Annotated in this window: 12 protein-coding genes and 1 other annotated feature; all 12 genes read left to right on the top strand. The window is 33.8% G+C overall.

What is annotated here, in order from left to right; all coding sequences use genetic code 11:
* Positions 1-64: 64 nt before the first annotated feature.
* The 12 genes from ACF3NF_RS02245 to ACF3NF_RS02190 all read left to right on the top strand — a co-directional run bounded on the left by ACF3NF_RS02245 (position 65) and on the right by ACF3NF_RS02190 (position 12,596).
* A complete protein-coding gene (locus ACF3NF_RS02245; protein ID WP_394023831.1) occupies positions 65-1,354 on the top strand; it encodes a dicarboxylate/amino acid:cation symporter in 1,290 nt (429 codons plus the stop codon).
* 92 nt (positions 1,355-1,446) lie between these two features.
* Complete coding sequence (locus ACF3NF_RS02240; protein WP_394023829.1) at positions 1,447-2,604, top strand: nucleotide sugar dehydrogenase; 1,158 nt, start codon at positions 1,447-1,449, stop codon at positions 2,602-2,604.
* 48 nt (positions 2,605-2,652) lie between these two features.
* Positions 2,653-3,342, top strand: coding sequence for a beta/alpha barrel domain-containing protein (locus ACF3NF_RS02235; protein ID WP_394023827.1), 690 nt, complete (start codon positions 2,653-2,655; stop codon positions 3,340-3,342).
* A 49-nt stretch (positions 3,343-3,391) separates the two neighbouring features.
* Positions 3,392-4,330: a P1 family peptidase gene (locus tag ACF3NF_RS02230; RefSeq protein ID WP_394023825.1), complete on the top strand. Its 939-nt coding sequence runs from the start codon at positions 3,392-3,394 to the stop codon at positions 4,328-4,330.
* An 84-nt stretch (positions 4,331-4,414) separates the two neighbouring features.
* Entirely contained in the window at positions 4,415-4,699 is a 285-nt protein-coding gene (gene rpsF, locus ACF3NF_RS02225) for a 30S ribosomal protein S6 (RefSeq protein ID WP_394023823.1), read from the top strand.
* 3 nt (positions 4,700-4,702) lie between these two features.
* Entirely contained in the window at positions 4,703-5,248 is a 546-nt protein-coding gene (locus ACF3NF_RS02220; protein ID WP_262123321.1) for a single-stranded DNA-binding protein, read from the top strand.
* Positions 5,249-5,270: 22 nt separating this feature from the next.
* A complete protein-coding gene (rpsR, locus tag ACF3NF_RS02215; protein WP_203128335.1) occupies positions 5,271-5,501 on the top strand; it encodes a 30S ribosomal protein S18 in 231 nt (76 codons plus the stop codon).
* Positions 5,502-5,681: 180 nt separating this feature from the next.
* Positions 5,682-7,643, top strand: a complete 1,962-nt coding sequence (locus ACF3NF_RS02210) for a sodium-translocating pyrophosphatase (protein WP_394023821.1) — start codon at positions 5,682-5,684, stop codon at positions 7,641-7,643.
* 400 nt (positions 7,644-8,043) lie between these two features.
* A complete protein-coding gene (locus ACF3NF_RS02205; protein ID WP_394023819.1) occupies positions 8,044-9,204 on the top strand; it encodes an ABC transporter substrate-binding protein in 1,161 nt (386 codons plus the stop codon).
* Between the two features lie 13 nt (positions 9,205-9,217).
* On the top strand, positions 9,218-10,252 hold the full coding sequence (locus tag ACF3NF_RS02200) for an ABC transporter permease (RefSeq protein WP_394023818.1): 1,035 nt from the start codon (positions 9,218-9,220) through the stop codon (positions 10,250-10,252).
* Positions 10,252-10,992: an ABC transporter ATP-binding protein gene (locus tag ACF3NF_RS02195; RefSeq protein ID WP_394023816.1), complete on the top strand. Its 741-nt coding sequence runs from the start codon at positions 10,252-10,254 to the stop codon at positions 10,990-10,992. Before ACF3NF_RS02200 ends, ACF3NF_RS02195 begins: the two co-directional genes overlap by 1 nt.
* A 58-nt stretch (positions 10,993-11,050) precedes the next feature.
* Positions 11,051-11,281, top strand: a binding site (T-box leader).
* A gap of 73 nt (positions 11,282-11,354) precedes the next feature.
* Positions 11,355-12,596 (top strand): argininosuccinate synthase, encoded by a 1,242-nt coding sequence (locus tag ACF3NF_RS02190; protein WP_394023814.1) that lies wholly within the window; start codon positions 11,355-11,357, stop codon positions 12,594-12,596.
* The last annotated feature ends 1 nt before the right edge of the window (position 12,597 follow it).

The following is a 12,597-nucleotide window of genomic DNA, read 5'->3' as shown; positions in this document are numbered from 1 at the left end:
GAAAACAGCTTTAAAGTGTTAAAATAATATCTGACAAATATAATAATATGTTTAGGAGGAAATTATGCAATTTGTTGCCGTACTAGTTACACTAGTATTATTTTATGTACTCCACCAGATGAAAAAGCGTGGTATTTCTTTTGGTGTAAGAGTTATAACCGGTACTATCGCAGGTCTTATTTTAGGATTTATTTTCAGGGGTAATACCGAGTATGTTTCTATTTTTGGATCAATATATGTTAACTTGCTATATGCCATGGTTATTCCGCTATTATTAACTACAATTGTTAGAACCATGTTAAATACAGGTTCACTAACAAAACTTAGATCTGTTGGTTTAAAATCAATTGGTATTTTAAGCTTACACAATGTTATGGGATCTATTGTTGGACTTATCCTTGCAATAGCATTTAAGATTGGCCAAGGGGTAAATTTTGATATACCAGCTAATAATGAAGTACGTGAAGTACCAACAGTAGCAGAAACTATCACTAACTTCTTTCCATCAAATATAGTTTCAAATGCAGCTGAAGGACAAATCGTACCAATTATTATCTTTTCAGTTTTAATTGGTATAGCTGCTCTAAAATTAATTGAATCTGGTAAGGAAGAAGTGGTTCGACCATTTGCAGAATTTACAAATTCACTTGCAGAGGTTATATTTAAACTTACAAGTATGATTACAAGCCTAACACCATATGCAGTGCTTGCTCTTATGACAAATGCTGTTGGTAGGGTTGATTCTACAGCTATTGCTCCATTTATTTTAATCCTAGTATTAAACTATGTGGCATCAGCAATTCACACATTCCTAGGTACAGGCATCCTTGTATCTGCTTTTGCAAAAGTAAATCCATTTACTTACTTTAAAAAAGTATGGCCTGTGACAATGATTGGTTTTACTACTCAATCATCAATGGGAGCAATACCAGCAAATGTTGAAAACTTAACAGAAGAACAAGGTGTAGCTGAAGAAATCGCATCATTTACAGCTCCACTTGGAGCAACCATGGGTATGCCAGGTTGTGCAGGCTTTTGGCCAGTAATCAATGCGATCTTTGTTGCAAATATGATGGGACTAGGATGGGGTCCTGCTGACTTTGTAAAACTTATTTTAATTGCACTTTTAGTTTCACTCGGAACAGTTGGAGTGCCAGGAACAGCTACAATTACAACAACTGCTTTATTTGCAGCAATGGGACTACCACTAGAAATGGTAGTACTACTTGCTCCAATCTCTACACTCGCAGACATGGGTAGAACAGCTACAAATGTTACAGCTGCCAACTCATCAGCACTTATCGTTGCTGCTAGCGAAAACAAATTAAATAGAGAAATTTTTAATAGAATATAAATTATTTAAAAAGCTTGGCTAAAAGTCAGGCTTTTTTATTGTAAAAATTTTCTTTTCTTGTAAAATAAACTTATCTATTTTAAGGAGAGTTTATGAAAATTGTAGTTTTTGGATTAGGCTATGTGGGCTTGGCCAATGCCATTTTGCTTAGCCAATCAAATGAGGTAATAGGGATTGATACAAATGAGGAAAAAATCAATCTAATAAATCAAAAAAAATCACCATTAACAGATGATTTAATAATTTCCTATCTAGCAGAAAAAGATCTTAATCTAAGAGTAACAAATCAATACAAAAATCACTTACAAGATGCAGAACTTGCCATAATTGCTGTGCCGACAAATTATGACGAGTATAGTAGATATTTTGATACATCTTTTGTTGATGAAGTAATTAATAATATAAAAAAAGAAAATGAAAATCTGCCTATCTTAATCAAATCCACAATCCCAGTTGGATATACAAAAGGACAAAGGGAAAAATTTGCCTGCGAAAATATTATTTTTTCACCAGAGTTTTTAAGAGAAGGCAAAGCCCTATACGATAGCATTAATCCATCTAGGATAATTGTGGGAGATAAGACTGATTTGGGGCAAAAAATTGCTAATTTATATAAAAAAGAAGCTCAAAATGACCCTGAAATTTTATTTATGGATTCTACTGAAGCTGAAGCAGTAAAACTTTTTGCAAACACTTATCTTGCAATGCGTGTGTCTTACTTTAACGAATTAGATACTTTTGCAGAAATTAAGGGACTTTCTACAAGAGACATTATCGATGGAGTTTCTGCAGATCCTAGGATTGGAAATTACTATAATAATCCATCATTTGGTTATGGGGGATACTGCCTGCCAAAAGATAGCAAACAGCTTTATGCAAACTTTGAAAATGTGCCAAATGCTATGTTTGGGGCAGTTATTGATGCCAACCAAATTAGAAAAGACTATATCAGCGATAGAATTTTAAGGGATAAACCAAAAACAGTTGGCATATATAGGCTGGTTATGAAAAAAGATTCTGATAATTTTAGAAAATCTGCAATATTTGATGTTATAAATAATATTAAAAATCAGACTCAAATTATAATCTATGAGCCAAATATAGATGAAGATTATTTTGAGGGATTAAAGATTGAAAATAATCTGGATGACTTTAAAAAAGCAGATATTATAGTGGCAAATAGGTTAGATGATGAATTATTGGATGTGAAAGATAAAGTTTATACAAGAGATATTTTTAATAAAGATTGATTAAAAATTATAAGGGTAAAATAAAAAGTGAGAAAAAAGGAGGGCTTTATGAGCGAAAAAAAAGAAAAATATATACCATTGGTGCACTCCAAGCTTAGAAAATCATTTATCACCGTTCCAAAAGAAATTTATAAGGCATCTGGGATAATGATTTTTGAAAAGAGAATTAAATCCTTACTTTTTACAACAGACCTTGCTATTATTAGAAATTCAAATGCTGATAGCATCATGGCAGTTTATCCATACACCCCTCAAAGTTCGATTTCAAATGCTATTTTAAGCGTATCAAATGTTCCTTGTTTTATAGGAGTTGGCGGGGGCACAACCCAAGGCTTGCGTTCAAAATATGTTGCAATTGATGCAGAGCTTTCTGGTGCTTATGGAGTGGTTGTAAATTCTCCAATGCCAAATAAGGATATTAAAGAAATTTCTAGTTTTGTAGATGTGCCTGTAATTGCAACTGTTACTAATAGTGAAGATGACTATATTGGTAAAATTCAAGCAGGGGCTGAGATTTTAAACGTATCTGGTGGTAAATACACTGCTGACTTGGTAAGGGAAATTAGAAAAGATATTGGCGATAATTTCCCAATCATAGCCACAGGCGGCAAGACTGGAGAAAGCATCCTAGAAACAATAGATGCAGGCGCAAATGCCATCTCATACACACCACCATCAAGCTCAGAAGTATTTGGACAAATGATGGATAAATATAGGAACGAAGATGTTGCCCACTAATTTTGGCCTCCAAAATGGAGGTCTTTTTTATCTTTTTTAAAGGAGAATTATGTATAAAGGTTATATTACAGATATCGATGGAATAAAAATTGGCCATGCTCAAGATTTTGAAGCTGGAACTGGTCTTACAGTCTTAATTCCGCCTAAAAACAATACCTGTGCGGTAGAAGTAAGAGGCTCAGCACCAGGAACTCGCGAAACAGACCTCTTAGATCCATTAAATACTGTAGAAAGTGTAAATGCGCTTATTCTAAGCGGGGGTTCTGCTTATGGGCTTGATGCTGCTAGTGGTCTTATGGAATCTTTAGAAGAAGATGGAATAGGACTTGATGTTGGAGTTGGGATTGTGCCAATAGTTCCCCAAGCGGTTTTATTTGACCTAGCCTACAAAAATCCAAAAATTAGACCTGATAAAAATATGGGAAAAGTTGCCTATAAAAATGCAAAATCAGAGGAAGACCGCCAGGGAATAATAGGGGCAGGAACTGGAGCAACAGTAGGAAAAATACTAGGCATGGAATCTGTAATGAAATCTGGCCTTGGATCTGCAACCCTAACTGAAGGAGATCTAAAAGTTTCTGCAATAGTTGCTGTAAACGCCTTTGGTGATGTTTTTGACTATGAAAAGGGAATTCAAATTGCAGGTCCTATTAAAGATGGAAATATGATCAAAACAAGTGTTGTAATGTCAAACATTATAAGCGATTTTTCAGACCTTGCTAATAAAAACACGACCATAGGCATAGTTGCAACAAATGCAAGTTTTGATAAGACAAGGCTTAAGAAAATTGCTCAAATGACCCATGATGGCTTTGCAAGATCTATAAATCCGGTCCATACAGGCTTTGATGGGGATACTGTATTTGCCCTATCAACCAATGAAATAAATGCAGATTTAAATGTAGTTGGAGTAATGGCAGCTAATGCTATGAGTCGTGCCATTGCCAATGCAATTTATTACACAAAATCCCAAAAAAGCATTGACTAAAAGACAAATCGGTAGTAAAATATAGCAGTAACACTCTACTCCGTGATAAATCAACGGGGTCATAGACCATAGGGAGGTGAAAAAATGAATAACTACGAAGCAGTTTTAATTTTCAAAGCTGATATGCAAGATGCAGATAGAACTGAACTATTAGAAAGATTCAAAGGAATCATCGAAGAAAATGGTGAAGTAACTAATGTAGATGACTGGGGTAAAAGAAAATTAGCTTACGAAATTAATTATATCAAAGAAGGATATTATTATATCGTAGACTTTAAATCTCTTCCAGACCATATCAGAGAATTTGAAAGAAGACTTAGACTTTCAGATTTCATAATCAGATACATGGTTATCAGAAAAGAGGACTAATTTATGAATCGAGTAGTACTTGTAGGAAGACTAGTACGTGATCCAGATTTAAGAAACACTCAATCAAACCAGACTGTTACTAGCTTTACTCTAGCTGTAGATAAGAGCTTAAGTAAGCAAAAGAAACAAGAACTAGAATCTCAAAATCGTCCGACAGCAGATTTCATTCGTATAGTTGTTTGGGGTCCTCAAGCTGTTAATTGTGAAAGATATTTAAGAAAAGGAAGTCAATGTGCAGTAGATGGTAGAATCCAAACAGGATCCTACATTGATAAAGAAACAGGCAAAACAGTTTACACTACTGACATTGTGGCTGAAAACGTAGAGTTTTTAGGTAGCCGTTCTGATAATCAAGGTGGAGGCTCAAACTATAATCAAAATTATGGTGACAACCAAGATTATGGCAACAACGACTATTCACAAACAAATTATCAAAATAATTACAACAACAATTCCTACAATCAAAACCAAGGCGGATTTGATAGTAGCGATGATTTCTTTGATGATGACTTCACAGAAATAGAAGATGATGGCAGGATTCCGTTCTAAAAAATAAAAGGAAAGGAATATCATGGCTCAAAATAGAAGATTTAAACCAAGAAAAAAGGTTGATCCATTTGTAAAAGATCCATCAAAAGTTATCGATTACAAAGATATTGAAACATTAAAAAGATTTATCTCTGATAGAGGAAAAATCCTACCTAGAAGAGTAACAGGTCTTAATGCAAAACACCAAAGAGAAATCACACGTGCAGTTAAACGTGCTCGCCAAGTTGCATTATTACCATATGAAGAAAATTAATAATTAGATTATAAATATAAATACAAATTCAATAAGCGATAAATAGGACGCTAAAAGTTAATGCAGACTTGCATCTCTTTGGCGTCCTTTTATTATAAAAAAATTATTTAACTGGTTTATGATTGTAATATTTTATTTTAATATTACAATATAAATATAAAAATTATATAAGGAGGACATATGTCTGTAGAGATTTTATCTTTGATAGTAGCAATACTGGCGATAATTTTCATGATTTTTACAATTACTCAAAAAATCAACCCATTATCAGCTGGTAACGAACGTATGCTACAAATCTCAAGCTATATCAGAGATGGTGCGATGACATTTCTAAAAAGAGAGTACAAATTTATCGCAATTTTCGTTGTTATAGTAGCAATCTTACTAGCAGTATTTTTAAATATTAAAATTATGCTTTGCTACTTACTAGGTTCTATTCTTTCAATGCTAGCAGGTTTTATAGGAATGAGAGTTTCTACTGCTTCTAACGTTAGATGTGCAAACCAAGCTTACGAATCAGGCCAAGATGGAGCATTAAAAGTAGCTTTCTCTGGTGGTTCAGTAATGGGTATGGCTGTAACTGGTCTTGGATTTATAGGAATTATTTTAACCTACCTTTACTATAAAGACCCTACTATACTTATGGGATACTCATTAGGTGCATCATCAGTTGCTCTTTTTGCAAGAGTTGGTGGTGGTATCTACACAAAAGCTGCTGACCTTGGTGCTGACCTTGTAGGTAAAGTAGAAGCTGGAATTCCAGAAGATGACCCAAGAAACCCTGCAGTTATTGCTGATAACGTAGGAGATAATGTTGGGGATGTGGCTGGTATGGGAGCAGATTTATTTGAATCTTATGCTGGTGCTATCATTTCTTCAATGACTCTTGGTGCAGTTTACTTTGCTGAAGAAGGACTTCAATTTACACTTTTCTTAGCAGCCCTAGGAATCGTTGCATCAATCGTATCTTCAATTGTATTCTTAGTAGGAAAACACGCTAACCCACAAAAATCATTAATGGGTACACTATATATCTCAGGAGCAATCGTTTTAATCGGTGCACTTATCCTATCAAATAGATATTTTGGTAACTTTAGCGCAGCTTTTGCAGTAATTACAGGATTAATTGCAGGTATCTTAATCGGTCTATTAACAGAAATCTACACTTCAGATAAATATAGACACGTAAAATATATCTCAAAAGAATCATCAACAGGTGTTGCAACAAACATCATTGCTGGTCTTTCAACAGGTATGCTTTCAACAGTATTCCCAATTATCGTAATCGCTATTGCAATTATGGTTGCCTTTAAACTAATGGGAGTATTTGGTATTGCTCTTGCAGCAGTAGGTATGCTTTCAATTACAGGAACAACAGTAACAGTAGATGCTTACGGCCCAATCACAGACAATGCTGGTGGTATAGCAGAAATGAGCTACCTACCAGAAAATGTTCGTGATATTACAGATGGACTTGACTCAATTGGTAACACAACAGCAGCTATTGGTAAAGGATTTGCAATCGGTTCTGCAGCCCTAACAGCACTTTCATTATTTATAACATATGCTGAATCAATCAACCTTGAAGCTATCTCTATCCTAGATAGTAGAGTAGTTGCAGGTATGTTCATAGGTGGTATGCTACCATTCTTATTCTCAGCTCTAACTATGAACTCAGTAGGAAAAGCAGCCAGCCAAATGATTGAAGAAGTTAGAAGACAATTTAGAGAAGATGACAAAATCCTAGCTGGAGAAAAAGACCCAGACTATGCAAATTGTATCGATATCTCAACAACAGCTTCACTTCAAGAAATGATTATTCCTGGGGTACTAGCAGTAGTAGTTCCAATCTTAGTTGGAATCTTCCTAGGTCCTTACGCTCTAGGTGGACTATTAGCAGGTGCACTTGTAACAGGTGTAATGATGGCTATATTTATGTCAAACGCTGGTGGAGCTTGGGACAATGCTAAAAAATACATCGAATCTGGTGTAGAAGGCGGAAAAGGATCTGATGCTCACAAAGCAGCGGTAGTAGGAGATACAGTAGGTGATCCATTTAAAGATACATCAGGACCATCACTAAATATCCTAATCAAACTTATGACAATAGTTTCAGTAGTATTTGCTGGATTATTTATCTAATAAAAGTAAGAAAACGAAGGAACAGTCCTTCGTTTTTTTATCTTTAATTACAAATATAAATTAAAAATATTGACATAAAAATAATTATATGTTTAAATATTACAAGTGATATATTTGATTGATAGCAAAATTATCTAATAGATAATTAAGTACACTTGCTAGAAATCATTTTAATATATTATTTTACTATATAGATTGTCTAGAGATAGGATTTTCCTTAGTACACACTTTAGGCTCATAAAGAAAGTTTGCTTTCTTAACGGGGAAAGTGCGATCTTTTTTAACTAATCTATAAGTAAAATACTTTAAAGATTAATTTTATAAAAGAGAGAACCCTGTAAAGATTTTTTACAGGTTTTTTTGTGCAAAAAACTGAAAATTATACATATTAGGAGTAAAAATGAACAATTTCAAAAAAACAGCATTAATTTTAGCAATGGCCCTATCTTTTACAGCATGTGTAAACAATAACCAAGATGCAAAAAAAGAAGAAACCCAAGCAGAAATGCCAGCAGGCGATACAAATACAGATACATCAGCTGAAAATGTAAATGAAAAAGATCCAGAAACTGTAGAAGAAAATACAGGCAAAGAAGCAAAAGATAATAAAAATGAAGATAACAATGTAGAAACAACAGGCAAAATGGAAGATGAGCCACACTACGGACAGCCAATCAAAGTTGGATATAATGGTGGTATTTGTACAGGTGCACCAGGGATTGCAAGTGTACGTGGAGAATTTGAAAAAAGAGGAATCGAAGTAGAATTTATCAATGTAGAAAGTGATATAGACGCAATTGGTACACACACAGCAGATGCTACAATTGGTCACATTGCAAAATTTGTACCACCAACAGTTAATGGTATTGACGCAGTTTTTGCATCAGGAGCTCACACTGGATGTAAATCTCTTTATGTACTTAATAATGATGAAATTAATGATACAGAAGGACTAAAAGAAAAAACTGTTGCTTTCCCAGGAGCAATCGGAACAGCAGATCACAATATTGCAATAAGATTCTTTAACAATGATGGCATCACACCTGAAGAAGTTAAATATAAACAAGTAGAATTATCAGCAATCGTTCAATCAATGGAAAATGGAGAAGTGCAAGGGGCAATCCTATCTGATGAATATGCAAACAAATTTGTAGAAGATGGTACCCTAAAAAGAATTAGATCATTATCATTTGACGAAGACTTCAAAAATGAAGCTTGCTGTGTAAATGCACTAAACGGTGACTTTGTAAGAGAAAACCCACTAATGGCAAAAGCTTACAATGAAGCAGTATTGTCTACACAAAAATGGATTGAAGATAATGTTGAAGAAGCAGCACAAATTCTATTTGACAATAACTGGGCATCTGGAGACTTTGATGCAGCTGTAGAGATGATGGAATCATACAACTGGGCAGTAACACTAGATGATACAGAAAAAACATTAGAAACAGTAATCGAAGATTACAAAAACTTAGGGATCATTGATTCAGAAATCACAAAAGAAGAATTTATCTCAAATTACTGGAACAATCTAGGATTAAAAGATAGCGATATAAAATAGAAATTTTTAAGTCATGAAAGAAAATCAAAATATGAAGGAAAATGCTCATCAAGGATACGATAAACTTGATGGGCAAAATCCATCTACTAAAAAAAATAGAAGGATAATAAATATTATAAAACTGATATTACCTATAATTATGGGGCTTATAGCAGTTTTTGAATATGTTTATTTACCAAACCACAGGCCAACAGCCAAACAGACAAATTTTTATAATGGATTTTTGTGGATATTAATTGGAATCTATACTTTAAGCCTTTTAATATCTATAAAAAATAAAAAACTAAGAGAACATTTAATATATAAGGCACCATTTTATTGTTTAATATTACTAATTCTGATGGGTCTTGACATCTTAACTTTAAAAACAGAAAAATTAAGATTGCCATATTTTCCATATGCGGATATGATTTTTAATGCAATTGTTAAAGATAGCGACTACATACTGCAATCTACTTTTTCATCATTAAAATTGCTATTTATCGGATATTTTATTGGGAGCCTTTTAGGACTACTTACTGGTATATTATGTGGATACTCCAAAAAAGTTTCATATTGGGTAGAGCCTTTTATGAAAATATTAGGACCAATACCAACAACAACCTGGCTACCAGTAGTAATGGTTTTAGCAACTACACTTTTTAAGGGAGCAGTATTTATAATTGCACTTGGTGTTTGGTTTTCAGTAACCCTTGCAACTATGACAGGTATCCGTAATGTTGATAGATCTTACTATGAGGCAGCAAAAACACTTGGAGCAAGCGAAAATCAATTGATAAGAAAAATTGCAATACCTTCAGCCCTTCCAAACATTTTCCAAGGATTAACCGCCGGCATGAGCTCAGCTTGTACTTCATTGCTTATTGCAGAGATGATGGGGGTAGAATCTGGCCTTGGATGGTATATCAACTGGAAGAAATCTTGGGCAGAGTATTCAAATATGTATGGGGCAATAATTATAATTTGTTTGACATTTTTATTTGTAAACTGGGTTTTAAGAAAACTTAGAGATCGTGCCTTAATTTGGCAAGAAGGAATGGTTAATTAATGAGTGAATTAGTTTTTAAAAATATTAATAAAGAATTTATCAGCCCTGATTCCCAAATGGTAACCCATGCCTTACAAAATGTTAGTTTTACAATAAATGATGGAGAATTTGTTTCTATAGTAGGTCCTTCTGGCTGTGGTAAGTCTACAATTTTAAGATTGATTGCAGGATTAATTGAACCAACTAGTGGATCTATAAAATTAAATGGCCAAGAAGTTAAAGGCACTGATAGCAATAGGGGTATGGTTTTTCAAAAACCAACACTATTTCCATGGCTTACAGTAAAAGAAAATGTAGCTTTTTCTGGAAATTTAAAGAATAATGTGGATTATAAAAAAGTTGATGCCCTTTTAGAAAAAGTTGGACTAATAGAATTTAAAGACGCATATCCCCACCATCTTTCAGGTGGTATGGCTCAAAGAGTAGCATTAATAAGAACTATGATTAACGAACCAAAAGTTTTTTTACTTGATGAACCACTTGGGGCCCTAGATGCTTTTACAAGAATGAATATGCAAGATGAGCTTTTAAAACTTTGGCAGGAAAATAATACCATGATGATAATGGTAACCCACGACATAGATGAGGCTATTTATATGTCAAATAAGGTCATAGTTATGAAACCAAGACCTGGAGAAATAAAAGAAATTGTAAATATAGATATGGACTATTCTAGGGATAGGACAGCTAAAGAGTTTACAGAATACAGAAATCACATACTCCATACATTAAATATTTAAAAAATTTGACAAAGCAAGAAAAAAAGGTTAAAATGACCTTAATTAGAATATTAGTCTTAAAAATGTGTTGAAGAGAAGAGTATTTATCTAAAAAGCTTAAAGCGAATCCTGGATGGTGAGAGGGGATAAGTGGTTAGATAAAGAAAAGAACCTCTGAGCTAATAAGTCGATACAAGGAGATTTATTCGGGAACTCCCGTTATAGAGTTAGAGTATTATTTGTACTTGATGAGGTTTATTTTGCGAAAAATAAATAAATTTGGGTGGTATCACGAGCTTTCGTCCCTTTGGGGATGAAAGCTTTTTTTATTGCCTTAAATATACACAAATGACTATATTTTAAAAAAAATTATGGAGGATATTATGATCAAAAACGAATACGAAGTTTTAAAAGAAGCAAACAAAGTAATATTAGCCTATTCTGGAGGCCTAGATACATCAGTAATGGTGACTTGGCTAAGAGAAAATGGTGTAAAAGAAGTCATTTGTGTATCAGTAGACCTAGGTCAAGTAGAAAATCCAGATGCCCTAGAGAATAAAGCCTTATCTTCAGGAGCTAGTAAGTTTTATAATGTTAATGTAGAAGAAGAGTTTATAGAAGACTATGCCTTTAAATCTCTAAAAGCTGGGGCAAAATACGAAAATATATATTTATTAGGAACGGCCATAGCTCGACCACTAATTTCAAAAGTTTTGGTAGATATTGCCAATAAAGAAAATGCAGATGTTATTGTCCATGGCTGTACTGGTAAGGGTAATGATCAAATCCGTTTTGAACTTTCTATTATGGCTCTTGCTCCAGAAATTTCAGTTATTGCACCTTGGAGATTTTGGGATATAAAAGGCCGTAGTGAAGAAGAAGCTTACGCAAAAGAGCATGGAATCCCTCTAAAAGTAGAAAAAGATGAAGATTATTCAATGGATGAAAATATCTGGCACCTATCCCACGAGGGTCTGGACCTAGAAGATCCGAAAAATCCAGCTGATTTAGAAAAAATATTATCATGGGTAACTCCTCCTGAAAAAGCAATGGATGAGGCAGAAATTATTGAAATAGGATTTGAAAAAGGAAATCCGGTTGCTATCAATGGTGAAAAATTAAAGGCTGCTGAATTAGTCAAAAAATTAAATGTCATAGCTGGCAAACATGGAATCGGCATAGATGATATTGTAGAAAGCAGGATGGTAGGAATGAAATCAAGGGGTCTTTATGAAAATCCTGCAGCAAGTGTTTTACACTTTGCCCATGAAAAATTAGAATCAGTAACCATGCACCCTGATGCTCTCCAATACAAACAAAAAATGGCCTTAGACTATGCAAATTTAGTCTATGCTGGAAAATGGATGACACCCTTAAAAGAAGCCATGGATGCTTTTATAGAAAAAACTCAAGAAAATGTGACTGGAAAAGTAAAAGTAAAACTATATAAGGGTTCAATGCAAACAGCTGGAATATTTGCAACAAATTCCTTATACCTAGAAGAATATGCAACATTCGAAGAGGATGATGTTTATAACCAATCAGATGCGACTGGATTTATAAATTTATTTGGACTTAGCACAAAAATATATGCAAAGGCATTGAAAGAAGGTGAGAAAAAGTAAA

It is taken from the genome of Anaerococcus martiniensis (genome assembly GCF_043187485.1).
GTDB lineage: Bacteria > Bacillota > Clostridia > Tissierellales > Peptoniphilaceae > Anaerococcus > Anaerococcus martiniensis.
This window is presented reverse-complemented; position numbering and strand designations above follow the sequence as displayed.

Bases quoted from the DNA above. Each gene is read 5' to 3' on its own strand.
- ACF3NF_RS02245 (WP_394023831.1), top strand. From the start codon at position 65: ATGCAATTTGTTGCCGTACTAGTTACACTAGTATTATTTTATGTACTC.
- ACF3NF_RS02240 (WP_394023829.1), top strand. From the start codon at position 1,447: ATGAAAATTGTAGTTTTTGGATTAGGCTATGTGGGCTTGGCCAATGCC.
- ACF3NF_RS02235 (WP_394023827.1), top strand. From the start codon at position 2,653: ATGAGCGAAAAAAAAGAAAAATATATACCATTGGTGCACTCCAAGCTT.
- ACF3NF_RS02230 (WP_394023825.1), top strand. From the start codon at position 3,392: ATGTATAAAGGTTATATTACAGATATCGATGGAATAAAAATTGGCCAT.
- rpsF (WP_394023823.1), top strand. From the start codon at position 4,415: ATGAATAACTACGAAGCAGTTTTAATTTTCAAAGCTGATATGCAAGAT.
- ACF3NF_RS02220 (WP_262123321.1), top strand. From the start codon at position 4,703: ATGAATCGAGTAGTACTTGTAGGAAGACTAGTACGTGATCCAGATTTA.
- rpsR (WP_203128335.1), top strand. From the start codon at position 5,271: ATGGCTCAAAATAGAAGATTTAAACCAAGAAAAAAGGTTGATCCATTT.
- ACF3NF_RS02210 (WP_394023821.1), top strand. From the start codon at position 5,682: ATGTCTGTAGAGATTTTATCTTTGATAGTAGCAATACTGGCGATAATT.
- ACF3NF_RS02205 (WP_394023819.1), top strand. From the start codon at position 8,044: ATGAACAATTTCAAAAAAACAGCATTAATTTTAGCAATGGCCCTATCT.
- ACF3NF_RS02200 (WP_394023818.1), top strand. From the start codon at position 9,218: ATGAAAGAAAATCAAAATATGAAGGAAAATGCTCATCAAGGATACGAT.
- ACF3NF_RS02195 (WP_394023816.1), top strand. From the start codon at position 10,252: ATGAGTGAATTAGTTTTTAAAAATATTAATAAAGAATTTATCAGCCCT.
- ACF3NF_RS02190 (WP_394023814.1), top strand. From the start codon at position 11,355: ATGATCAAAAACGAATACGAAGTTTTAAAAGAAGCAAACAAAGTAATA.